Here is a 23832-nt window from a genome sequence, read left to right as displayed (position 1 = left end):
GGGCGAAGGAAAGCCCGCAGGGTGGCCGGCAGGGATGCCGGCCAGTTTTTCGCCAGCACAGGATGTGCTGTCGAAAAACCCCGTAGCCCGCCCGCGAACTTTCCGGGCAGGAGCCCGGAAAGCGCGTAAGCGGGGTGGCCTTTCTCTTTGGTTACTTTCTCTTTGGCCACGCAAAGAGAAAGTAACTCGGGCGCCGCAGGCGCACGAAAGCTCTTGCTCTTGAAGTGCCCACCAGCATCCGCCCCCAACTCACCCCCGCCCAAAAAATTCCGCAAACGCCGCAGCCGTGCGCTCGACACCGTCGTCGTCCACGTCCAGGTGCGTCACCAGGCGCAGCGTGGGCAGATAGCCGATGCTGATGCGGATACCGGCTTCGCGCAGATGGACGTCCAGTTCGCGCAGGCGGCCGGCGGGCACGTCGACGAACACCATGTTGGTGTACTGGCCGAGCAGGTCGATGCCGGCGATCTCGCGCAGGCGGCCGGCCAGGTAGGCGGCGCGGCGGTGGTCGTCGGCCAGCCGCGCCACGTGGTGATCCAGCGCGTACTGACCCGCCGCGGCCAGCATGCCGGCCTGGCGCCAGCCACCACCCGTAACCTTGCGCCAGCGACGCGCCTTGTCGATCAGCGCGTGCGAACCGAGCAGCACCGAACCGACCGGCGCGCCAAGCCCCTTGGACAGGCACACCGAGACGGTATCGAAGTGCCGCGCGATCGCGCGCGCCGGCACGCCGCCGGCAACCGCGGCGTTGAACAGGCGCGCGCCATCCAGGTGCAGGCCGAGCCCGTGCGCGCGGGCGACGTCGTGCGCCGCCTGCAGATAGTCCAGCGGCAGCGTGCGGCCGTGCCAGGTGTCCTCCAGCGCCAGCATGCGGGTGCGCGCGAAATGCGGATCGACCGGCTTGATCGCCGCCTCGATGCATTCCAGCGGCAGCGAGCCGTCGGCCGCCTGCATGATCGGCTGCGGCTGGATCGAACCCAGCACCGCGGCGCCGCCGCCCTCGAACTTGTAGGTATGCGCGTCCGCGCCGACCAGGTATTCGTCGCCCCGCTCGCAATGGCTCATCAGCGCCAGCAGGTTGGACTGGGTGCCGCTGGGCACGAACAGGCCGGCGTCGAAACCGAGCTCGTCGGCCAGCCGCTGCTGCAGTGCGTTGACCGTGGGGTCCTCGCCGTAGACGTCGTCGCCGACGTCGGCCGCCAGCATCGCCGTGCGCATCGCGGCGGTCGGACGCGTCACCGTATCGCTGCGCAGATCAACCCATTCCACGGCTCACCCCATGCTGTCGGCAAAGGAGGTCAGCTTGGCCGCATCGGGCGTTCCGGGCAAGGCCGGAAAGGCGCGGCGCGCGGAAAACCGTGTTACGACAACAGCCCGAAATGCACCATCAACCAGCCGGCTGAAGCGCTGATGTAGATACAAACTCCCAACCAGAATCCAAAGGAATCCTTGTGCCAGATCGGCTTGGTCATGCTTCCTCCGAGAAACGCGGGCAGTAGCCACACGGTACGCGCGGCTCACCTCCTAGGAGACAAGCCGGCCTCGCACCATGACAGGCCTTGGCAATGTTTGATCGGAACGGGGCGTCGTGTTGTGATCGTTCTCACACTAACGGCGTGGCTGCTCGCACCGTTGAGCTCGTTGCAGTCGCCGAAGAGGCCGGCGAAGGGTCAGCGCATGCGCGGATCGGCGCCTGGGGCGCGCGCCGCATTGACACAAATGGCCAATCTCGGCCCTGCCTGGTCAGACGCCCCGGCGGAAGTACAGCCATGCGGCGAGCGCCAGCACCATCGCCGGCAGCAGGTTCGCCAGCAGCGGCGGCATGCCGTACACGGTGCCGAAATTCACCATCGCCTGCTGCAGGAAATACCAGCCGAGCGCCAGCAGGATGCCGATGAACATGCGCTTGCCCAGGCCGCCCGAACGCAGCGCGCCGAATGCGAACGGCATCGCGCACAGCACCAGCACCAGCACGTTGAGCGGATACAGCGCACGCCGCCAGAACGCCACTGCGTAGCTGCTGGAACTCTGGCCGTTGCCTTCCAGGTAGTCCATGTTGCGGCGCAGGTCGCGCATCGAGAGGTATTGCGGCTGGATCACCGACTGCGCCAGCACCTGCGGATTGAGGCTGGACCGCCACGGCAGGCTGGCATCGGTGCTGGCATGCGTGCCCTGCGCATCGAGCGTGGTAGTGCGCGCGTCGTGCAATGCCCATTGCCGGCCGTCGTGCTCCGCGGTCCTGGCCTGGCGGAAGCGGCTGACCTGGCCGTCGGCGGTGAAGGTGAAGATGCGCACGTCGCTCAGCTGCACCGTGCCCACGCCGTCGCGCTGCTTCAGCGAGGTGCCGCGGGCGTTGATGATGTCGTCGCCGTCGCGCGCCCACAGCCCGCTGCTGGTGCCCATGCCGAGGCTGCCGGTCTTCGCGCGCAGTTGCATCACCTGCGCCTGCTGGTCGCCCCACGGCGCCAGCGTCTCGCCCATCACCACCACGGCGACGATCAGCACCGCGACCACGCCCACCGCGGAACCGGCGATGCGCAGCCGCGACATGCCGGCCGCACGCAGGGCGGTGAGCTCCCCGGTGCCGGCCAGCCCGCCCAGGCCGAGCAGGCCGCCGATCAGCGCCGAGTTGCCGAACATCTCGTAGGCGCGGCGCGGGAACGTCACCAGCACGTAGACCACCGCGTTGCTCAACGTGTAGCCATGCCTGCCGACGTTGCCGAGCTGGCGCAGCAGCTGGGTGACCGCGTCGAAGCCGGTCAGCACCAGCCACACCATCAGCAGCGAGCCGAGCACGCTCATCGCCACCAGCCGGTCGACCCGCTTGATGCTGAACACCGTCATGCCGGCATACCCGCCTGCGACCGCACGGACCGGCGCGGGGCGTACTGCTGCCACAGCATCCAGCCGGCCAGCGCCAGCACCAGCGCATGCAGCAGCCACAGCGGCGCCTCGCCGTGCCAGTGGCCCTTGCCGATCTGGGCGCGCCCCAGCGCCAGCAGGGTGTAGTAGAGATAGAACGCGACCACCGCCAGCAGCAGGCGGCCGTACTTCGGCTCGCGCGGGCTCTGCCGCGCCAGCGGCAGCGCCAGCAGCAGCAGCACCAGGGTCAGCGGCGGCGCGTTGGCGCGCCAGGCGAATTCGGCGCGGTCGCCCGGGTCGGCCGACTTGAACAGGGTCCAGCTGCCCTTCGAATGCGACGGATCGTCGTCCTCGTCGCCCTTCACGCTGGACAGCGAGGTGTCGTTGCGCTGGTAGCGCATCTGCCGCCAGTTGTTCGCACCGAGCGGGATGTCGTATTGCCAGCCGTCCTTGAACGCGATGAAGCGGTTGTCGCCGTTGCTTTCCTGGTACAGCTCGCCGTTGGCGGCGCTGACCACCTTCACATGCAGCGTGCCGTCCTTGCTGCTGCTCTGGGTGGCCACGAAGGTACGCCCCAGCCTGCTGCCGTCGCGGCTGAGGCTGTCGACGAAGATGATGCCGCCCTTGCCCGGCAGCTCGGTGAAGCGCCCCGCATCCAGGCCGGCGGCGATCACCGAGCGGTTCGCCTCGGTCACCAGCGCGTCGCTGGTGCGCACCGCCCACGGCCCCAGCCACAGCGAAACCAGCGCGGTGATCGCCACGAGCACCGCGCCGAGGATCAGCACCGGGCGCAGCAGCCCGCCCGGCCCCATGCCGGAAGACGACAGCACGTGCATCTCGCTCTCGCGGTACATCCGGCCCAGCCCCATCAGCACGCCGACGAAACTGGCCAGCGGCATCATGTTGGTCAGCCCGTCGAGCGTGCGCAGCCCCAGCACCTGGAACATCACGCTGGCCGGGAAGCTGCCGTTGGCGACCTGCTGCAGCACCTTGGCGAAGGCGCTGCCGGCGACGATCACCAGCAGCACGACCACGGTGGCGGCCACGGTCTGCGCCAGCTCGCGCAGGAAATAGCGGTCGAGGATGCTCAGCATGCGATAAACTTGTCTGCTTATCCGGCCCGGCGGCGATCGCCGGCAAGCCGCCAGTCTAGCCTGTCCGGCCACTGCCGGGCCCACGCAGGAAAGCCCGATGACCCTCCAGTTCAGCCTCGGCACCGCCGCCCCCGCCACCGTCGACAGCGCCTGCGTGCTGGTCGGGGTCTACGAGCAAGGCGTGCTGACCAGCGCCGCAGCCCAGTTGGACAGCGCCGCCGCCGGGGCGATCAAGCGCCAGGTGGAGAGCGGCGACATCAGCGGCAAGGCGGGCTCCACCACCGTGCTCTTCGCGCCGGCCGGCATTGCCGCCCAGCGCGTGCTGGTGGTCGGCCTGGGCGCGCAGAAGTCGTTCGACGCGGCGCGCTTCCAGAAGGTGAACATCGAGGCCACGCGGGCGCTGGCCCGGCTTCCGGTGGCGAACGCGGTGTCCTACCTCACCGAGGTGGACGTGCCCGGCCGCGACGGCGCCTGGCGCGTGCGCACCGCCGCGCTGGCCTGCGACCATGCCGCCTACCGCTATACCGCCACCTTCAAGCCGCGCGACAAGAACAGGCAGCCGGAACTGGCGGCGCTCACCTTCGCCGCGGGCACCGAGGCACAGGGCGGTCTCGACCAGGCCGTGGCGATCGCCGAGGGCGTGCGCTTCGCCCGCGAGCTGGCCAACCTGCCGCCGAACATCTGCAACCCGGCCTACATCGCGGCCCAGGCCCAGGCCTTCGCCGACGCGCAGGACAAGGTCGGCTGCAACGTGCTCGACCACGCCGAAATGGAGAAGCTCGGCTTCGGCTCGCTGCTGGCGGTGGCGCGCGGCTCGGTCAACAAGCCGCGCCTGATCGCGCTGGAATACAAGGGCGGCAACGACGGCGACAAGCCGTACGCGTTCGTCGGCAAGGGCGTCACCTTCGACTCCGGCGGCATCAGCCTGAAGCCTGGCGCCGGCATGGAAGAGATGAAGTTCGACATGGGCGGAGCCGCCGGCGTGCTCGGCGCGTTCGTGGCCGCGGTGAAGATGGGCCTGAAGCTCAACCTGGTGTGCGTGGTGCCGGCCGTTGAGAACATGCCCGACGGCGACAGCTACCGTCCCAGCGACGTGCTGACCAGCCTGTCCGGCCTCACCATCGAGGTGCTCAACACCGACGCGGAGGGCCGCCTGATCCTGTGCGATGCGCTTACCTATGCCGCGCAGACGTACCAGCCGCAGGCGCTGATCGACGCCGCTACCCTCACCGGCGCCTGCGTGATCGCGCTGGGCAAGCACGCCAGCGGCCTGATGAGCAAGCACGACGACCTCGCCGCCGAGCTGCTTGCCGCCGGCGAGGAAACGCTGGACCGCGCCTGGCGCCTGCCGCTGTGGGACGACTACCAGGTGCAGCTCGACTCCGGCTTCGCCGACGTCGCCAACATCGGCGGCAAGAGCGCCGGCGCGATCACCGCCGGCTGCTTCCTGTCGCGCTTCACCGACGGCCAGCGCTGGGCCCACCTGGACATCGCCGGCACCGCCTGGGAGGAAGGCCGCAAGGGCCTCGCCACCGGCCGCCCGGTCGCGCTGCTGGCGCAGTGGCTGCTGGACCGCGCCGGCTGAGTCCACCACGGAGCCGACCTGCCATGCCACGCGCCGACTTCTACCTGATCGACAAGCCGCGCTTCCGTGAGCAGCCGCTGCTGCTGGCGTGCGAGCTGGCGAAGAAGGCATTCGAGTCGCAGCAGCCGGCCCTGGTGCTGACCCGCGACTTCGCCCAGGCCGAGGCCCTCGACGAACTGCTGTGGGCGTTCGACGACGACGCGATGATCCCGCATCAGCTGGCCGGCGACGACGATGACGACGACACTGCCGTGCTGATCGTGCCGCCGGGCATCGACACCGCCGACCGCGCGCTGGTGATCAACCTGCGCGAGACCTGTCCCGCCGGCCGCTACCAGCGCGTGCTGGAGGTGGTCGCCGCCGACCCGGCCGAGCGCGACGGCTCGCGCACGCGCTGGCGCGAATACCAGCGGCTCGGTTTCGAGCTGCACAAGTTCGACATGTAGCAGAGCCTGTTCAACAGGCTCTCATGCCGGCATCGGCGCATCCACGCCGCCCAGCGCCCGCGCCAACGCATCGGCGAGGCGTTCGCCGCTGACCGGCTTGCGCAGGAAGCCGTCCATCCCCGCCGCCCGCGCCTTCGCCTCGTCCTCGCTGCCCGAGCGCGCCGTCACCGCCACGATCGGCAGGTGCCGCCCCGCGCGCTCGCGCTGGCGGATCAGCCGCGCCACCTGGAACCCGTCCACCCCCGGCAGGTCCAGGTCCAGCAGCACCGCATCGACGTCCGCATGCGCCAGCTCGGCCAGCGCCGCCAGCCCGTTCACCACGTGCACCACCGTGTGTCCCTCCCGCTCCAGCAGGCCGCGGATCACCGTGGCCACGATGGTGTCGTCCTCCACCAGCAGCAGATGGCAGGGACGGCCCGGCGCCCACGCCACCGGCGCGGACGACGCCGGCACCGCCAGCGGCAGCCGTACCCGGAACGTGCTGCCGTGCGCCAGCCGTGACTCCAGCTCGATGCTGCCGCCCATCATCTCCACCAGCTCGCGGCAGATCGCCAGGCCCAGCCCGCTGCCGACCCGCCGCTGCGGCCCCTCCGCCTGCTCGAAGCGCTGGAACAGCCGCGCCTGGCTCGCCTCCGGGATGCCCGGCCCGGTGTCGCTCACGCTCAGCAGCAGGCCCTCTTCCGTGCGCTGCGCCCGCAGCGTCACCTTGCCGTGCTCGGTGAACTTCAGCGCGTTGCTGGCCAGGTTCAGCAGGATCTGCTTGATCCGCAGCGCGTCGCCGAGCAGCTGGGCCGGCAGGTCCTCGGCCACTTCCAGCACGAAGCGGATGCCCTTGGCGTGCGCCAGCCCCTGCTCCAGCTGCACCACGTCCTCCAGCAACTGGCGCGGCTCGAACGGCGCCGGCTCCAGTTCCAGCCTGCCCGCCTCGATCCGCGCCAGGTCCAGCGCGTCGTTGAGCAGCTTCAGCAGCATCCCGCCGGAGCGCTGCATCGCCTTGGTGTAGTCGTGCTGCTGCGGGTCCAGCGGCGTGCTCAGCAGCAGCTCGGCCATCCCCATCACCCCGGTCATCGGCGTGCGGATCTCGTGGCTCAGCGTGGCCAGGAACTGCGTCTTCGCCGCGCTCGCCGCCTCCGCCAGCTGCCGCTGCTGCTCGACCAGCTGCACGTGGTGACGCTGCGCCAGGCGTCGCCGCCAGCTGCGCAGCACCAGGCCGACCAGCGCCGCCAGCAGCAGCACGTAGATCGCCCACGCCCACCAGCGCAGCCACGGCGGCGAGTCCACCTGGATCGACAGCGGCCGCGCCAGCTTCACCCACAGCCCGTCCGCGCCCGCCGCCATCACCTCCAGCGTGTAGCTGCCCGCGCCCAGGCCGGTGAAATCCCGCTCTCCCCGATGACCCGTGTCCACCCAGTCGCTGTCGAACCCGTTCAACCGGAAGCGGTAGCGGTTGGCCGACGGAGCGATATAGGAAAATACCCGCGCCTCGACCGCGAGCTGGCCGTCGCGCCAGCCGACCTGCAGCGGTTGCGTGCCGATCGGCAGCACGTGGGTGGCGCCGTGGCGGCGCACCTTGGCCTGGGTCAGCGCCATCTGCGGCACGCTGGTCTGCCGGTTGCTGCGGTTCGGATTGAACGCCACCACGCCGCCCAGCGTGGCGGCGTAGATGTAGCCGTTCGGCATCCGCGCATAGCCGCGGAAGAATTCGCCGTTGGTCAGGCCGTCCTGCAGGCCGAACGAGCGGAACGCCCCGCTGTGCGGATCGAAACGCCACAAGCCGTCGTGGCCGAACACCCAGACGCGGCCCGTGGCATCGACGTGCAGGTCGGTAACGTTGACCGACGGCCAGCCGTGCGCCGCGTCGACCCGGCGATCCGCCACGATGCCATCGCCGCGACGGCGGTAATGGGTCAGTCCGTCGGCGTTGGCCATCCACAGCCCGTCGCCGGTGAAGTCGAAGGCGTCGACGGTTTGTCCGGACGGGCCGCCCGGCACCATCACGAAGCGGTCGCGCGCCGTGTCCAGCCACATCATGCCGCCATCGCTGGCGTACCAGAAAATGCCGTCGCGCAGCGTCATCTGGCTGCCCCAACGCACCTTGTCGCTGACGCCGTCCATCGGCACCGGGTGTACCGCCAACGTCTCCGGGTCGATGCGGAACAGGCCCTGGCCGAAGGTGCGCGCGTACATCTGCCCGTCCGGTCCGGGCTCCACCTCCAGCGGGCGCTGCATCAGCTTGCCGTCCGCATCAACCCGGTCGAGCCGCCCCTCGGTGTTGCGATACAGCGCGCCCTGCACCACGACCCACAGGCGATGCTTGGCGTCCTCGGTCATGCCGATCACGTCGCCGCGCAGCCCCGACAGCACGTGTTCGACCTTGCCGGTCACCGGATCGAGCCGGTCGATCCGGCCGCCACGCTGGCCGACCCACACATGGCGGCCGTCCTTGCCGCGCGCCATCGTGGTCGCGATCGCGTCGCGCAGGCTGGACGGGTCGTCCGGCACGTGGGTGAAGCGGCTGAAGCGGTTCCAGCCCGGCGCCAGGTAGGCCACGCCGCCGTCGTACAGCACCGCCCACAGGCCGCCTTCGCGGTCCACCATCAGCTGCCACACCCAGGTGCCCGGCAGGTTGCCGTAGAGCACCGGCTGGTCGGTCACCGCGGTCACCGGATCGCCTGCGCGCTCCTGCAGGAACAGCCCTTTCTGCGTGCCGGTCCATAACCGGCCGGCGGTATCCCGCACGCTGGTCATCACGTTGGTGTCGGGAATCACGCCGGTGCCGTAGCGACGCGCCACCCCATCCTTGCCGATGATCCACAGGCCGTTCGCAGCGGCCACGCGCACCTCGTCGCCATCGCCTTCGATCCGCCAGGCGTCGATGGTCCGCTGCGGATCGGCCGACGGCACGCGGCGGATCGCGCCATCCTCCGCGCGCACGAACACGCCATGGTTGCTGCCGATCCACATCCGCCCCTGCGCATCCACGTACAGGGCGGCAACGATGCCGACCTCGGCCGGCGTCGCGCCGAGCACCGGATCGACCACGTGCTCGAACCCCCGCTCGTCCGGGCGCATCCTGTCGAGGCCGCCCGCGCTGCCCACCCACAGCGCGCCGTCGGGAGTCTGCGCCACTGCCCAGACCCGGTCGCTGGCCAGGCTGGCTGGATCGGCAGGGTCGTGCCCCCAGTGCCGGAAGGTGCCGCTGGCGTCGTCGTAGCGGTTCAACCCCGCATTCAGGCCGGCGGCCCACAGGCGCCCCTGCCGGTCGATCCGCAGCGTGGCGATGCCGTTGTTGTACAGCGAGCCCGGGTCGTTCTCGGCATGCCGGAACACCTCGAAGCCGACACCGTCGAAACGCGCCAGGCCGCCCTTGGTGCCGAACCACATCGCGCCGTCGCGGTCCTGCACCACGGCATACACATTCGTGCTGGGCAATCCGTCCGAGGTGTCGTAACGACGGAACTGCGGGGTCGGCAGCGGATCGGTCCGGGGTGCGTCGGACGGAGCCGCCGCAGGCGGCCCCACCACGGGAGCAGCCAGCCCGAGGACCATGGTCAGCAAGACTGCCGAAAACATCAGGTTGTCCCCTTCGGGCCTGCCCACCGACCCGCGCCATCCCGCACGCGAACCGGCTGTCCGCGAGCGAGGCGCCGTGGCGGCTGCCGTCCCGTGCCGACCATGATGCCAAAAGCCCCATGTCGGCGCGAGCCGACACGCCTGTCAGAGATCATGCCGGGGTGCAGGTCGCCGGCGTTGCCGCGGTACGCGCAGCGCATCGGCGAGGCGTTCGCCGCTGACCGGCTTGCGCAGGAAGCCGTCCATCCGCGCCGCCTGCGCCCTCGCCTCGTCCTCGCTGCCCGAGCGCGCCGTCACCGCCACGATCGGCAGGTGCTGCCCCGCGCGCGCGCTGGCGGATCAGCCGCGCGATCTGGAATCCGTCCGCGTCCGGCGACGCGTGCGCCGGATGCCACCGGCGCGGCGAGGGCGCCACCGGGCGCGGACACCAGCACGCCCAGGGCCCCGCCCAGCAGCCAAGCGGACAACCTCGATCCGTCCCCCGCGAAACGGTACCGCGGAATCCATGCCGGCTTCAGCCGCCGCCGTGCTTCCAGCGCACGATAGCGCCAAAACCATACCCGGGGCGCGAGCCGGGCCGGCCGCGCGAAGCTGGCTAGAATGCGCGGATGTCCCGACGCCTGCGATTGCTGTTCACCGCACTGGCCATGGCCGCATTGCTATGGCTGTTGTTCGCGGCCGCCGAACGCGCGCTGGCGCTGGCGCAGCGTTTCCTGGATCTGCCGACGTGGCTGCAATGGACGCTGGGCGGAATGCTGGCGATCTTTGCCGCCGCCGGCCTGAGCGTGCTGTGGTGGCTGCTGCGTCCGCGCCACAAACGCCGCCCGCTGCCGGCACCCGACCGCGGCAGCCTGGAGCAGCGTATCGCCCAGTTGCGCGAACGCGGCGCCGACACCGGCGCGCTGGCGGCTGAACTCGGCGAACTCGACCGCCGCCGCGCCAGCGCGCGCGTCTACGTGGCGCTGTTCGGCGAAATCTCCACCGGCAAGTCCAGCCTGATCCGCGCGCTGGCGCCGCACGCGCAGGTCGCCAGCGACGTGCGCGGCGGCACCACCCGCGCCGTCGGCCACTACGACGGCCAGCTGCCGGACGGCCGCACGCTGGTGCTGGCCGACGTGCCCGGCAGCCGCGAGGCCGGCGGCGAAGCGCACGAAACGCTGGCGCGCGAGGAGGCGCTGCGCGCGCACGCCGTGGTCTACCTCTGCGCCGGCGACCTCAACCGCAGCCAGGCCGATGAACTGCGCTGGCTCGCCGACTTCGGCAAGCCGCTGCTGCTGGTGCTGAACAAGGCCGACCAGTGGAGCGATGCCGAACGCGATCAATTGCTCGCACGCCTGCGCCGGCATGCACAAGGCGTCGCCAGCGCGGTGCTGGCGATCAGCGCCGGCGGCAGCGAACGCTACCGGCGCCAGCTCGCCGACGGCAGCACCGAGTCGGTCGAGCGCCAGCGCAAGCCCGCGATCGAACCGTTGCTGCAGGCGCTCGAACGGCTTGCCGCGCCCGGCGCCGAAGGCCTGGAGGATCTACGCGAGAACGCCGTGCTGGCCGGCCTGCATCGGCGCACCGGCACGCTGGAAGCGCAGACCCGCACCGAGGAAGCCGAGCGCATCGTGCGCAAGTACGCCCGCCGCGCCATCGTCGGCGCACTCGCCGCGGTGGCGCCGGGCAGCGACCTGGTGATCCAGGGCGTGCTGGCCACCGGCCTCACCCGCGCGCTGGCCGAGCTGTATGGCGTGAAAGTCAGCGAGGTGCAGATCGAGGATTTCGTGCAGCAGGCCCGGCTCACCCTGCGCACCGGCAGCTCGATCGTGCTGGCTGTCGCCGGCAATGCGATGAAAGCCTTTCCCGGCCTCGGCACGCTGGGTGGCGGCGTGCTGCACGCCTTCGCCTACGCGCTGATCTTCGACTCGATGGGCCGCGCCCTCGCCGCCTCGCTGGCCGAACGCCAAAGCCTCGACCAGCATGACGCCGGCGAACGCCTCAAGGAACTGCTCGCCGACGCCGGCGGCACGCGCTTGCGCCAGCTGGCCGCGCTGACCATGGAAGCGGTGCGCGAGCGCCCGGATTGAGGGGTGGCGGCTGGTGTGCGCGACAGTCGCCTTTCAGCATCCGGAGAAAAAGCCCAAGAGCTTTCGTCCTCCTGCGGAGGCCGAGGTACTTCTCTTTTGCTTGTCCAAAAGAGAAAGTAACTCGCGCGCCGAAGGCGCACGAAAGCTCTTGCTTCTGGAGCTTTCCGCTCTGAACGAAGCAAGAGCATCGCGCACGACCGCAGGAAGTCCCTCGCGGACAGAGTGCGCTTCTACATAGCACGCAAGAGAAAAGAAGTGACTCGACCACCGCTGGCAGATGAAGGCCCCTGCTCCCGAACCAACAGCGTCATCGCGACCAACAGGAACCTATGGCGTGCCCGCAAACGCCGCGCGCAGCCAGTCATGCATCAGCCGGTAGCTGCGGGTGGCGGCACGCTCGTCGTAGCGGCAGCCGGGCGAGTTCTCGCCGGTCTCGGTGAAGCAGTGCACGGCGTGGCCGAGCACCACGAACTGCCAGTCGGCGGGGCTCATGCGCATCTCATCCATGAACTTGTCCGCGTCCGGCATGGTGCCCTTGTCGTCGGCGCCGTTCATCGCCAGCACGCGCGCCCTGATGTTCTTCGCCAGCGCCGGGTTGTCGGTGTCGAGGCCTCCGTGGAACGACACCACCGCGGCGACGTTCGCGCCGCTGCGCGCCAGGTCGAGCACGGCCGAGCCGCCGAAACAGAAGCCCACTGCGGCGAGCTTCGACGCGTCAAGCGGCGCGTTCGCGGCCTGCGCCTTCAGCTGGTCCAGCGCCAGATTGATCCGCTTTCGCATCAGCGTGCGGTCGCCGTACAGCGGCTTCACCGCCGCCTGCGCCTGATCGGCGTTGCCCGGCCGCGGGCGCACGCTGGCGCCGTACATGTCGGCGAGCAGGATTACGTAATCCTTGCCGGCGATCGTCTCGGCCTTCTTTACGGCCACGTCGTTGATGCCGTACCAGTTCGGCACCATCACCAGGCCCGGCCGCTTCGCACTCGAAGCGTCGTCGTAGACCAGAACGCTGTGGAAGCGGGTGCCGTCCTGCGTCCATTCGACCGGGCGATGCACCATCTTCGCCTGGGCGGCAAGGCTTGAACCGGCGAACAACAGCAGACAGCAGAGTCGGGCGATGCGCATGATCGATCCTCCGGTGATGTGGACTCCCTCCCCTGCATGTCCCAAAGGGACTTCCTTCGGTCGCAGGGGAGGATTGGGTTGGGGCGGGGTCGCTCTTGATCGTCAAGCCAAAAGCTCCACCCCCTCCCGACCTCCCCCTGCGAGCAGGGGGAGGAGCAAGAGTCAAAGTCCGGCAGCGTGCTTGGACAGCCGCCGCTTCAGCGGCGCCAGCCGGTCCAGCAGGCGCACGCCGACGCCGCGTGCGGCGACCAGCGCCGGCGACTGCCACGCGTAGATGCGGGCCAGGGCGTCGAAGCCCAACGCATCCAGCGTGTCGGCGCTGCGTCGGCGACGCGCGTAGCGGCGCAGCACATGAGCGGCGCCGATGTCGCGGCCGGCCGCGCGGGCGTCGACCAGCGTATCGCGCAACTCGGCCACGTCGCGCAGGCCCAGGTTGACGCCCTGCCCCGCCAGCGGATGCACCGCGTGTGCGGCGTCACCCAGCAACACGAATCGGTCGGCCTGGTAGCGCTCGGCCAGTTGCAGCTTCAGCGGAAACGCCGCGCGCGGCGTGGTGGCGACGATCCGGCCCAGCCGGAAATCGCTGGCGACGCCGAGTTCGTCGAGGAAAGCCTTGCCATCCAGCGCGAGCACGCGCTGCGCCTCAGCCTCGGGCAGCGACCACACGATCGAGCTGCGCCCGTCGGCCAGCGGCAGCAGCGCCAGCGGGCCGCCCGGCAGGAAGCGTTGCCACGCGGTGTCTTCGTGTGGGCGCTCGGTGACGACGTGCGCCACCACCGCGCGCTGCGCGTAGTCGCGGCCGTGCGTGCCGATGCCGGCCAGCGCGCGCAGCGGCGAGCCGGCGCCGTCGGCCGCCACCAGCAGGCTCGCAGCCAGCGTCTCGCCGCCGGCCAGTTCCAGCCGGATGCAATCCTCGCGCGCATCAAACGCTTTCACCTCGGCGGGACAAAGCACGCGTACATTGGATGCTTGCAGCGCCTGCCACAGCGTCCATTGCACCAGGCTGTTCTCGACGATGTAGCCCAACCGGTCGCGGCCCTCGCTGGCCGCGTCGAAGTCGATCGCCGCGCCGCTTTCGGCGTCCCACACGTGCATGTGCGTGTAGGGGCCTGCCCGGGCCTCACGGATGGACGTCCAGACGTCCAGTTCGTCGAGCAGCGCCAGCGACGACGGCGCCAGCCCGACCACGCGCAGGTCAACCTCGGCGTGCGCGTCCCATGCCGGCGGTGCGCACGCCTCCAGCATGGCGGTGCTGAAGCCGGCCCGTGCCAGCGCCAGCGCGGCGGCGGCGCCGACCATGCCGCCGCCGACCACGGCCACGTCCAGCGCGGGCGGGCGACGACGCGAAGGCATCTCCTGTGCCGGTGCATTCATGGCAGCCGCTCCAGCACCGCCAGCGGCGGCTCGCCGCGGAAGCCCATGCCGCGCCGCGCCAGTGCGCGCTGCAGCGGCGGCAGCCGGTCGCAGGCGAGCAGGGCCAGCGAGCGCAGCGGCGCCAGCAACGGCTGCGGCAGGCAGGCCAGCCGCACCAGGCCGTGGCTCATCGCCATGGTGCCTTCGCGGTCCGGCGCGCGCCTTGTGCTGTAACGCGCCAGCAGGTCGGCGGCGCCTGGATCGGATGCTGCGGCGACCAGTTCGGCCAGGGTCAGCGCGTCGCGCAGGCCTAGGTTGAACCCCTGCGCACCGATCGGGTGCACGGTCTGCGCGGCATTACCCACCAGCACCGCGCGCGGCGCGGTCAGCTGCGTGGCGGCGACCCGCTGGATCGCGTAGGGATGACGCCGGCCCGGTCGGCTGAGCCGGCCCAGCCGCCAGCCGAAGCGGCGCTGCGCCAGCGCAATGAAGCCGGCGTCGTCCAGCGCAGCCACCGCCCCGGCTTCGGCAGCGGCCACCGTGAGCACCAGGCCGCAACGGCGCTCGGCCAGCGGCAACAACGCGACCGGGCCTTCGTCGGCGAAGCGTTCCCACGCGCGGTTCGCGTGGTCGCGTTCCGGGGTGACCGTGCAGACGAACAGCGTCTGCCGGTAGTCGTGCCGTTCGGCGTCGATGCCCAGTTGCGTGCGCACGAACGAATGCGTGCCGTCGGCACCGACCAGCAACGGCGTGTCGAGGCAGCGCGTACCGTCGGCGGTTTCGACCTGCGCGCGCCAGCCGTCGGCCAGCGGCTGCAGCGCAGACAGCGTGGCCGGCGCCAGGCGGGTCAGCCGGGTGCATTCATCCAGCCGGCGCAGCAGCGCGGCGCCGAGCTCGCGCGCCGGCAGGGTCCAGCCCAGCGCATCGACGCCCTGCTTGTCCGCGTCGATACGCGTGCTGCCGAACTCGCCGGCACGGCTGACGTGGATGTGCCGGATCGGCGTGGCACGGGCGGCGGCGTGCCGCCACACGCCGATCGCCGCCAGTCCGTTGACGGTGGCACGGGCCAGCGCCAGGTTGCGCTCGTCGTAGCTGGGCTGGGCGTCGACGCGCGGCGCGGCGGCTTCGACCAGGGTGGCGGCGACGCCGGCGGCATCCAGTGCGATCGCCAGGCTCGCGCCGACCAGGCCTCCGCCGACAACCAGCACGCCGCCCCCGACAGGGGTGGTGGAGGGATTCATGCCCGGATGATACGCGCGGGAGCGGCGCCTCCGCACCGGGCGGCGTGACATCGGCGCATCGGCCCGGCCGCGTTGGGCTAAACTTCGAACTTCGACATCTGTATCCAGCCGAGCAGCACGGAGTCCACATGGCAATCGCAACGACCCGACGCCTGGCCATCTTCCTGGGCCTGGCCCTGGTGATGGGCGTCACCCGCTTCCACCCCTCGTTGCTGCACCACGCGCTGTGGGATGCCTCGTGGGGCGTGTTCTTCCTCGCCGGCTTCTGGCTGCGCGGCCAGGGCCGCTGGGCCGGCTGGACGACATTTCCGCTGCTGATGGCCGAGGCGGTGCTGGTGGACTACCTCGTCATCACCGGCCAGGGCATCGACTTCTGGAGCCACTACTGCGTGTCGCCGGCCTACTGGTTCCTGCTGCCGTCCTACGCTGCGCTGTGGCTGGGCGGCAGCTGGCTGGCGAAACACCAGCAAGGCCTGAACCTGCGTACGCTGGGCCTCGCGGTGGCCACACTGCTGGTCGCCGAGGGCGTCTGCTACCTGGTCTCCAACGGCAGCTTCTACTGGATCAGCGCTAGCGTGCCGGCGCCGCGCAGCTTCGGCGCGTGGCTCGGCAACCTCGGCGACTGGTACCTGCCGTTCCTCGCCGGCACCTCGGTCTACGTGGCGCTGGGCGCCGTGCTGCACGTGCTGGCGACCCAGCTGGCGCACGCATCGCAGCGCAGCGGCCATATCCGGCACTGACTCCGGCATCGACATGGGCAACCGTCTCTCGAAGATCTACACCCGCACCGGCGACGACGGCAGCACCGGCCTCGGCGACGGCTCGCGGGTGGGCAAGGACTCGCTGCGGGTCAACGCCTACGGCACGGTGGACGAACTCAACAGCACGGTCGGCATGCTGCTGGCCGCCGACGGCGTGGGCGACGAAGTGCGCGAGGCGCTGATCCAGGTGCAGCACGACCTGTTCGACCTCGGCGGCGAGTTGTGCATCCCCGGCATGGCGATGGTCGAGGACGGCGACATCGAGCGGCTGGAGCGCATCCTCGACGAACTCAACGAACCGCTGCCACCGCTGAAGGAATTCATCCTGCCCGGCGGCGGCATGGCCGCCGCCTGCGGCCACCTGGCGCGCACCGTGTGCCGCCGCGCCGAGCGCGAGGTGATCGCGCTGTCGCGGGTGGAGCAGATTCGCAGCCAGCCGCAGCGCTATCTGAACCGGCTCTCCGACCTGCTGTTCGTGATCTCGCGCGTGCTGGCCCGCGCCAGCGGCCACGGTGAGGTGCTGTGGCAGCATGAGCGCCGCCGCAAGCCCAAGCCTGTCGGGTAAGCCGCTGCATGCTGCGGCTGTATACCCACCCCGCCTGCCTGCAACACGACCCCGGCCCGGGGCACGTCGAACGTCCGGCGCGGCTGCGCGCCGTGCTGCAGGCGCTGGACCACGACCGTTTCGCCGCGCTCGACCGCATCGAGGCGCCGCAGGCGACCCGCGAACAGCTCTGGCGCGTGCACGGCGCGGCCCACGTCGGGGAAATCCTGCTCGGTGCGCCGCCGGGCGACATGCTGGCGCTGGACCAAGACACCGTGATGGGACCCGGCTCGACCGAGGCGGCGCTGCATGCGGCCGGCGCCGTGGTGGCCGCAGTCGATGCAGTGCTCGGCGGCGAAGTGCGGCGTGCGTTCTGCGCGGTGCGCCCGCCCGGCCACCACGCCACGCGCGAGCGGGCGATGGGCTTCTGCCTGTTCAACAACATCGCGGTGGGCGCTGCCCATGCGCTGGCCGCGCACGGCCTGAAGCGGGTCGCCATCGCCGACTTCGACGTACACCACGGCAACGGCACCCAGGACATTTTCGAGCGCGAGCCGCGCGTGCTGTTCGTCTCCAGCCACCAGTCGCCGCTGTACCCGGACAGCGGCGGTGAGGACGAGCGCGGCGTGGGCAATATCGTCAACGGCACGCTGTCGCCCGGCGCCGGCTCGTACGAATTCCGCGAACTGTGGGACGGTGTGCTGCTGCCCCGGCTGCATGCCTTCAAGCCGCAGCTGGTGCTGGTCTCGGCCGGTTTCGACGCCCACCGCGACGACCCGCTGGCCGACCTCCGGCTGGGGCCGGAAGACTACGCCTGGATCACCGAGCGGCTGGTGGCGCTGGCCCATGCGCACGCCGGCGGCCGGCTGGTTTCCAGCCTGGAAGGCGGCTACAACCTCGCCGCGCTGGCCGCCAGCGCCGGCGCCCACGTCGCCGCCCTCCTGGAATGAAGTTCCCCGTCAGGCCCCTCCAGGCTGAATCCCGCCCCCGCCCGGGCCAACGTTTACCTGCCGCCGAGGGGGTCTTTCTGCTAGCTTAACGAGCCTTCGAAGCCGGCAGATTTCCCGCGATGCCCAAGCTACCCCCACGCCGCCTGCTCGCGGTTGCTGCCGCGCTTGCCCTGATCGGCGGCCAGGCCGACGCCAGCCCCGCCAAAACCGCGGCCCACAGCGGCACGGACCAGGGCGCCGACCAGGCTTGCCCGCTGGGCTCGTTCCATTGCGCACGGCGCCCACTCAATTACGCGATGTGCCGGCCCAACGCGCTGCTCGAGTTCTACGACCCCACCCTGAGCAAGGACAGCAGCCTGCGCGAGACCAGCCAGACCCAGGTGCAGGCGCAGCACGTGGACAGCGCGGACCAGTCGGTCTACCACCTGTCCGGCGAGGTACGGCTGCAGCGCGCCGACCAGCTGTTGCAGGCCGACCGCGTCGACTACAACGACAGCAGCACCGACTACGACGCCCGCGGCAACGTGCGCTACCAGGAAGCCAGCCAGCTGCTGGCGGCTTCGCACCTGCGCGGCAACACGGAGGCCAGCCGCGGCATCGCCGACGACGTGCGCTACCAGTTGCTCGAGGCGCGCGGCAACGGCTCGGCCAAGCAGGGCCACATGCTGGACGCGCTGCACACCCGTTACTCGATGGCCACGTATTCCACCTGCGACGTCGGCCACCACCTGTGGGAATTCCGCGCCAAGTCGATCACCATCAACAAGGACACCGGCGTCGGCGTGGCGCGCAACGCCACCATGCGGATCGGCAACGTGCCGTTCCTGTACCTGCCGTATTTCAGCTTTCCGGTCGACGACCGGCGCAAGAGCGGCTTCCTGTACCCGACCATCGGCCACAGCAGCCGCTCGGGCTACGAGATCAGCACGCCGTACTACCTGAACCTGGCGCCGAACTACGACGCCACGCTGGACCCACGCTACTACAGCGACCGCGGCGTGATGCTGGCCGGCGAGTTCCGCTACCTGCTGCCCGGCAGCAGCGGCCAGCTCAACGCGGAATACGTGCCCAGGGACCACGGCAAGAACGATGGCCTGGCCGACACCCAGGGCGACTCGCGCTATCTGGTCCGGTTCTCCGACCGCACGCAGCTGTGGAGCGGCTGGCAGTTCGTCGGCTCGTACAACCACGCCTCGGACAGCAGCTACCTGTACGACTTCGGCAACAACCTGTCGCACACCGCGGTCTACATGCTGGATTCCAACGCCGCGATCATGGGCGGCGGCAAGTGGTGGAACGCCTCCTTCGGCGGCACCATCTACCAGAACCTGAACCCGTTCGTGACCGACAGCGTGCTGCCCTACAAGCAGCTGCCCTACGCGCGATTCGGCATGGACGTGCCGCTGTCGCGCTGGCTGGAAGTCGGCATGGACAGCTCGGCGGTGGCGTTCCGCAAGAACGGCTTCATCGGCGGCCAGCGCGAGGACCTCTACCCCTACCTCGCCGCTACCTTCGGCACCTCCGCCTGGTTCGTGCGGCCGCGGCTGGCCTATCGCTACACCGCCTACCAGCTGGACAGCGACTATCGCGACTACGGCTATGGCGGGCGGCTCGGCGGCGGCGCCACCTCGCCGTTCGACCAGAAGTCGCCCAGCCGCGCGCTGCCGATCGTCAGCCTCGACAGCGGACTGGTGTTCGACCGCAGCACCACGCTGTTCGGCAGCAGCTACACGCAGACACTGGAGCCGCGGCTGTACTACCTGTACGTGCCTTACCGCAACCAGAACAACCTGCCGCTGTTCGACACCAACGTGATGTCGTTCGACTACTGGCAGCTGTTCTCGACCAACCAGTTCTCCGGCGCCGACCGCCAGATGGACGCCAATAACCTCACGGCGGCGCTCAGCACCCGCCTGCTCGACGACGGCGGTGTCGAGCGGGTGTCGGCCAGCATCGGCCAGATCCACTATTTCAGCCCGCAGAAGGTGCTGGGTACCGACTGGGTCCACTCGGCTTACGTGGCCCAGCTCGACGTGCAGCTCAACGATCGCTGGCGCCTGAATACGACCTACCAGTGGAACCCGAACACCCGTCTCACCGACATGGCGGCGGTCGAACTGCAGCGGCGGGTGCGCACCGACGGCATCTTCAACTTCTCCTACCGCTACCGCCGCGGCTTGCTGGAACAATACAGTGCATCGATGGTCTACCCGGTATCCGAACGCTGGCGACTGGTGGGCGCATGGACTTACTCGGTGAAGGATCGCGAGAGCGTCGATGCGCTGGCCGGCGTGGAATACGACAGCTGCTGCGTGTCGCTGCGGCTGGTCGATCGCAGCTACGTCAACCAGTACTACTACGGCTTCGGTCCGGCCCCCACCAACCTCAACCATCGCGACAATGCGGTGATGTTCGAGGTGGTTTTCAAGGGGCTGGGCTCCACCGGCGGCCAGATCGATCCACTTCTGCGCCGTGATATTCTCGGCTATCAATAAACGCATTCGCCCCGGCGATCCAGGCTGTCCACCGATGAAGCAACCCATTGCATCCCTGCTGCTCGCGCTCGCGATCGTGCTCCCCGCCCGTGCCCAGTTGCTGACACCCGCCGCGTCGGCCGGCCAGTCGCTGGACCGCATCGTGGCCGTGGTCAACGACGACGTGATCCTGCAGAGCGAGCTGAACGACGCGGTGGCCTCGGTACGGCAGCAGTACGCCGGCCACGCCGAACAGCTGCCGCCGATGAACGTGCTGCAGCAGCAGGTACTCAACCGGCTGGTGCTGATGCGGCTGCAGGTGCAGAAGGCGCGGGACCAGGGCATCCACATCTCCAGCGCCGACGTCGACCAGGCGGTCCAGGGCGTGGCGCAGCAGAACCAGCTCACTCCCGAGCAGTTGCGCGCCGAAGTGGAGCACAGCGGCGGCAGCTATGCCGCATTCCGCGATCAGATCGCCGACCAGATCACCGTGCAGCGGCTGCACCAGAGCGTGGTGCAGGATTCGGTCTCGGTCACCGACAGCGAGATCGACAACCTGCTGCACAGCCCGACCTACAAGTCGGGCGAGGTGCACCTGGCGCACATCCAGATCAGCATTCCGGGCGGCGCCAACGCCGCCGCGATCCAGGCCAGCCAGGCCAAGGCCGAGCAGACGCTGGCCGCGATCAAGGGCGGCATGGATTTCAACGCCGCCGCGATCCGCTACTCCGATGCACAGGATGCGCTGGAAGGCGGCGACCTCGGCTGGCGCCGGATGGACGAGATCCCGCCGGCCTTCGCCGACACCATCGCCACGATGAAACCCGGCGACGTCAGCCCGGCGCTGCGCGGCCCCACCGGCTTCCACATCCTCAAGCTGATCGACCAGCGGCAGAACAGCCGCAAGATGGTCACCGAACTGCACGCGCGGCAGATCCTGATCAAGCCCAGCGAGCTGGTGTCGCCGGCGCAGGCCGAGCAGAAGGCACAGGACCTGTACCACCGCGTCGTCGACAAGCACGAGGATTTCGCCACCCTGGCGAAGGAAAATTCCAAGGACGACACCACCGCCAACCTTGGCGGCGACATGGGCTGGTTCCCGCCGCAGTCGTGGGGCGAGGCGATCGCCGCCCAGCTGGCCCAGCTGAAGGACAACGAGGTGTCGAAGCCGTTCCAGAGTTCCGCCGGCTGGCACATCGTGCAGCGGCTCGGCGAACGCCAGAGCGACCAGACCGTGCAGATCGCGCGCGACCAGGCACGCCAGGCGATCGGCACGCGCAAGTCCGACCAGGTCTACGACGACTTCCTGCGCGACCTGCGCTCCGGCGCCTATATCAGCATCCTGGTACCCGAGTTGCGCGCCGCGGACACCCAGGCCGGCGCCGGCGCACCGTAAGCGATTGGACGACATGCCTCTGCCGCGACTCGCACTGACCGCGGGCGAACCGGCGGGGGTCGGCCCGGAACTGCTGGTCATGCTGGCCGCCACACCGCTGGCGGCCAGCCTCGTCGCCGTGACCGACCGTACCCTGCTGCAACGTGCCGCGTCGCGCTGCGGCATAGCCATCGAACTGGTCGACGACGACGGCAGCACGCAGTCCGCGCGCCGTGCCGGCACCTTGCGCCTGCGGCACATCCCGCTGGCGGTCGACGAAGTCCCCGGGCAGCCCGACCCGCGCAACGCCCACCACGTGCTCGCCACGCTGGCCGAGGCCGCCGACGGCTGCATGGCCGGCCGCTACGATGCGGTGGTCACCGCGCCGCTGCAGAAGGCCTCGATCAACGACGCCGGCATCCGCTTCAGCGGACACACCGAGTTCTTCGCCGAACGCATGCAGGCCGAGGTGGTGATGATGCTGGCCAGTCCGGAATTGCGGGTGGCCCTGGCGACCACCCACCTGCCGCTGGCGGCGGTCCCGGCGTCGATCACGCGGGCATCGCTGACCCGCACGCTGCGCATCGTGCACGCCGAGCTGCGTGCGAAGTTCGGCCTGGCCGAGCCGCGCATCGCGGTACTCGGCCTGAATCCGCACGCCGGCGAAGGCGGCCACCTCGGCCACGAGGAGATCGACACGCTGATCCCGGCGCTCGACGCCTTGCGCCGCGAGGGCATGCACCTGCTCGGCCCGCTGCCCGCCGACACCGCCTTCGTGCCGGCCCAGCGCGCGCGCTACGACGCGGTGCTGGCGATGTACCACGACCAGGCACTGCCGGTGCTGAAGAGCGAGGCCTTCGACCGCACCGTGAACCTCACCCTCGGCCTGCCGTTCATCCGCACCTCGGTCGACCACGGCACTGCACTGGACCTGGCTGGCCGCGGCAGCGCCGATCCGGCCAGTCTGATTGCCGCTGCGAACATGGCACTGGAACTCGTGGCGCGGCGCGGCACTCATCCATCCTCTCCGCTTCGGGGCACGCAGGGAAGCGCCAGCGATGGCGCCAGCTTTGAGGAGCGAGGAGAGGAACGAGGTGAGGGGCCAATCTTGCGAAAGACCCCATGAACCACGCCCCCGCCCGCCCCAAGAAAAGCTTCGGCCAGCACTTCCTGCACGACCAGCGCTATATCGAGCGCATCGTCGCCGCGATGGCGCCGCGACCCGACGATTTCGTGGTCGAGATCGGTCCCGGCGAGGGCGCGTTGACCTTGCCGTTGCTGGCAGCGGCGGGCTCGCTCACCGCGATCGAACTGGACACCGACCTGATCCCCGGCCTGCAGGCACGCGCCGCCGGCGTGGGCGAACTGCACGTCATCCACGCCGACGTACTGAAGGTGGATCTCGGCGCGCTGGCGCACCGCCATGGCGTGCCGCGGCTGCGGCTTGCCGGCAACCTGCCGTACTACATCTCCAGCCCGATTCTGTTCCACTGCGTCGAACATGCCACGGCGATCCAGGACATGCACTTCATGCTGCAGAAGGAAGTGGTCGAGCGCATGGCCGCCGAGCCGGGCAGCAAGGTATACGGCCGGCTGTCGGTGATGCTGCAGCTGGCGTGCCGGGTCGAGCCGCTGTTCGACGTGCCGCCGGAAGCGTTCCGGCCGCCGCCGAAGGTGGACTCCGCGGTGGTGCGGCTCGTGCCGCTGCCGGCGCACGAACTCCACGACGCGCCGCCCGCGCAGGTCCACGCCGTGGTCAAGGCCGCGTTCGGGCAGCGCCGCAAAACCCTGGCCAACGCGCTCAGGCAGGTGCTCGACGCCGACGCGATCCGAGGTGCCGACATCGATCCGAAAGCGCGCGCCGAAACCCTTGCCCCGGCCGACTTCGTGCGGCTGGCCAAGGCTTGCCGTGGCCTCCCGCCGTGAGGGCACATACGGGCGGCGGCTATCGCCCCCCAATCGCGGCGGCAGGCCTTACAATCCGGGCATGACTGAAAAATCCTCCTACACGATCGATGTGCAGGTCGAAACCCGCTTCGTCCCCGACCAATCGAAGCCCGGCGACAATCGCTACGTTTTCGCCTACACCGTGACCCTGCGCAATGCCGGCAAGCTGCCCGCGCGCCTGCTCGGCCGCCACTGGATGATCACCGACGCCAACGGCAAGGTGGAGGAAGTCACCGGCGACGGCGTGGTCGGCGAACAGCCGTGGATGCGCCCCGGCGACGATTTCGAGTACACCTCCGGCGCGGTGCTGGAGACGCCGGTGGGCACCATGGGCGGCAGCTACCGCATGCTGGCCGACGACGGCACGGAGTTCGAGGCGCCCATCCCGACCTTCACCCTGTCCATTCCGCGTACGCTGCATTGATGGTCCCGCGCT

At 69.9% G+C, this 23832-nt stretch carries 18 protein-coding genes and 1 pseudogene; 11 read left to right on the top strand and 8 right to left on the bottom strand.

Features of this window, described 5'->3' with window-relative positions; translation table 11 throughout:
• Positions 1-249: 249 nt before the first annotated feature.
• From ltaE to lptF, 3 genes are all read right to left on the bottom strand, one after another.
• Positions 250-1269, bottom strand: coding sequence for a low-specificity L-threonine aldolase (gene ltaE, locus AC1Q5A_RS04180; protein ID WP_492698613.1), 1020 nt, complete (start codon positions 1267-1269; stop codon positions 250-252).
• Positions 1270-1743: 474 nt separating this feature from the next.
• Positions 1744-2844, bottom strand: a complete 1101-nt coding sequence (gene lptG / locus AC1Q5A_RS04175; RefSeq protein WP_492698611.1) for an LPS export ABC transporter permease LptG — start codon at positions 2842-2844, stop codon at positions 1744-1746.
• A complete protein-coding gene (lptF, locus tag AC1Q5A_RS04170; RefSeq protein WP_492698609.1) occupies positions 2841-3956 on the bottom strand; it encodes an LPS export ABC transporter permease LptF in 1116 nt (371 codons plus the stop codon). The genes lptG and lptF overlap by 4 nt, the downstream gene beginning before the upstream one ends.
• A gap of 97 nt (positions 3957-4053) precedes the next feature.
• On the opposite strand from lptF, the gene AC1Q5A_RS04165 reads away from it, so the two are divergent.
• Positions 4054-5541, top strand: coding sequence for a leucyl aminopeptidase (locus tag AC1Q5A_RS04165; RefSeq protein WP_492698607.1), 1488 nt, complete (start codon positions 4054-4056; stop codon positions 5539-5541).
• A 23-nt stretch (positions 5542-5564) separates the two neighbouring features.
• On the top strand, positions 5565-5987 hold the full coding sequence (locus tag AC1Q5A_RS04160; RefSeq protein WP_492698605.1) for a DNA polymerase III subunit chi: 423 nt from the start codon (positions 5565-5567) through the stop codon (positions 5985-5987).
• Positions 5988-6008: 21 nt separating this feature from the next.
• On the opposite strand, the gene AC1Q5A_RS04155 is transcribed toward AC1Q5A_RS04160, so the two are convergent.
• Positions 6009-9560 (bottom strand): hybrid sensor histidine kinase/response regulator, encoded by a 3552-nt coding sequence (locus AC1Q5A_RS04155; protein WP_492698603.1) that lies wholly within the window; start codon positions 9558-9560, stop codon positions 6009-6011.
• Positions 9561-9704: 144 nt separating this feature from the next.
• Positions 9705-9933 (bottom strand): annotated as a pseudogene (locus AC1Q5A_RS04150) (response regulator); the annotation flags it as partial.
• A 235-nt stretch (positions 9934-10168) separates the two neighbouring features.
• On the opposite strand from AC1Q5A_RS04150, the gene AC1Q5A_RS04145 reads away from it, so the two are divergent.
• The gene (locus AC1Q5A_RS04145; protein WP_492698601.1) at positions 10169-11629 is read left to right on the top strand and encodes a GTPase; all 1461 of its coding nucleotides are present in this window, start codon (positions 10169-10171) and stop codon (positions 11627-11629) included.
• Positions 11630-11956: 327 nt separating this feature from the next.
• On the opposite strand, the gene AC1Q5A_RS04140 is transcribed toward AC1Q5A_RS04145, so the two are convergent.
• From AC1Q5A_RS04140 to ubiH, 3 genes are all read right to left on the bottom strand, one after another.
• The gene (locus AC1Q5A_RS04140) at positions 11957-12751 is read right to left on the bottom strand and encodes a dienelactone hydrolase family protein (RefSeq protein WP_492698599.1); all 795 of its coding nucleotides are present in this window, start codon (positions 12749-12751) and stop codon (positions 11957-11959) included.
• Between the two features lie 162 nt (positions 12752-12913).
• Positions 12914-14125, bottom strand: coding sequence for a UbiH/UbiF/VisC/COQ6 family ubiquinone biosynthesis hydroxylase (locus AC1Q5A_RS04135; RefSeq protein WP_492698597.1), 1212 nt, complete (start codon positions 14123-14125; stop codon positions 12914-12916).
• A complete protein-coding gene (ubiH, locus tag AC1Q5A_RS04130; RefSeq protein WP_492698595.1) occupies positions 14122-15345 on the bottom strand; it encodes a 2-octaprenyl-6-methoxyphenyl hydroxylase in 1224 nt (407 codons plus the stop codon). The genes AC1Q5A_RS04135 and ubiH overlap by 4 nt, the downstream gene beginning before the upstream one ends.
• 128 nt (positions 15346-15473) lie before the next feature.
• Between ubiH and AC1Q5A_RS04125 the strand changes: the two genes are divergently transcribed.
• The 8 genes from AC1Q5A_RS04125 (at position 15474) to apaG (ending at position 23820) form a co-directional block, all read left to right on the top strand.
• Positions 15474-16085 carry a hypothetical protein gene (locus AC1Q5A_RS04125; protein ID WP_492698593.1) on the top strand — a complete coding sequence of 204 codons (612 nt, stop codon included), beginning with the start codon at positions 15474-15476 and terminating at the stop codon, positions 16083-16085.
• 13 nt (positions 16086-16098) lie between these two features.
• On the top strand, positions 16099-16671 hold the full coding sequence (locus AC1Q5A_RS04120) for a cob(I)yrinic acid a,c-diamide adenosyltransferase (RefSeq protein WP_492698591.1): 573 nt from the start codon (positions 16099-16101) through the stop codon (positions 16669-16671).
• Between the two features lie 8 nt (positions 16672-16679).
• The gene (locus AC1Q5A_RS04115; protein WP_492698589.1) at positions 16680-17600 is read left to right on the top strand and encodes a histone deacetylase family protein; all 921 of its coding nucleotides are present in this window, start codon (positions 16680-16682) and stop codon (positions 17598-17600) included.
• A gap of 119 nt (positions 17601-17719) precedes the next feature.
• Positions 17720-20095 carry an LPS-assembly protein LptD gene (locus AC1Q5A_RS04110; protein ID WP_492698587.1) on the top strand — a complete coding sequence of 792 codons (2376 nt, stop codon included), beginning with the start codon at positions 17720-17722 and terminating at the stop codon, positions 20093-20095.
• A gap of 34 nt (positions 20096-20129) precedes the next feature.
• Positions 20130-21470, top strand: a complete 1341-nt coding sequence (locus tag AC1Q5A_RS04105) for a peptidylprolyl isomerase (protein ID WP_492698585.1) — start codon at positions 20130-20132, stop codon at positions 21468-21470.
• 13 nt (positions 21471-21483) lie between these two features.
• Positions 21484-22575 carry a 4-hydroxythreonine-4-phosphate dehydrogenase PdxA gene (gene pdxA / locus AC1Q5A_RS04100; protein WP_492698583.1) on the top strand — a complete coding sequence of 364 codons (1092 nt, stop codon included), beginning with the start codon at positions 21484-21486 and terminating at the stop codon, positions 22573-22575.
• Positions 22572-23375 carry a 16S rRNA (adenine(1518)-N(6)/adenine(1519)-N(6))-dimethyltransferase RsmA gene (gene rsmA, locus AC1Q5A_RS04095; RefSeq protein ID WP_492698578.1) on the top strand — a complete coding sequence of 268 codons (804 nt, stop codon included), beginning with the start codon at positions 22572-22574 and terminating at the stop codon, positions 23373-23375. The genes pdxA and rsmA overlap by 4 nt, the downstream gene beginning before the upstream one ends.
• A 61-nt stretch (positions 23376-23436) precedes the next feature.
• Positions 23437-23820, top strand: a complete 384-nt coding sequence (apaG, locus tag AC1Q5A_RS04090) for a Co2+/Mg2+ efflux protein ApaG (RefSeq protein ID WP_492698576.1) — start codon at positions 23437-23439, stop codon at positions 23818-23820.
• The last annotated feature ends 12 nt before the right edge of the window (positions 23821-23832 follow it).

The sequence above is a fragment of the Rhodanobacter sp. GW835-FHT13D09 genome, from assembly GCF_058793995.1.
The sequence above is the reverse complement of the archived record's forward strand: the minus strand, read 5'-3'. Positions and strand labels throughout refer to the sequence as shown.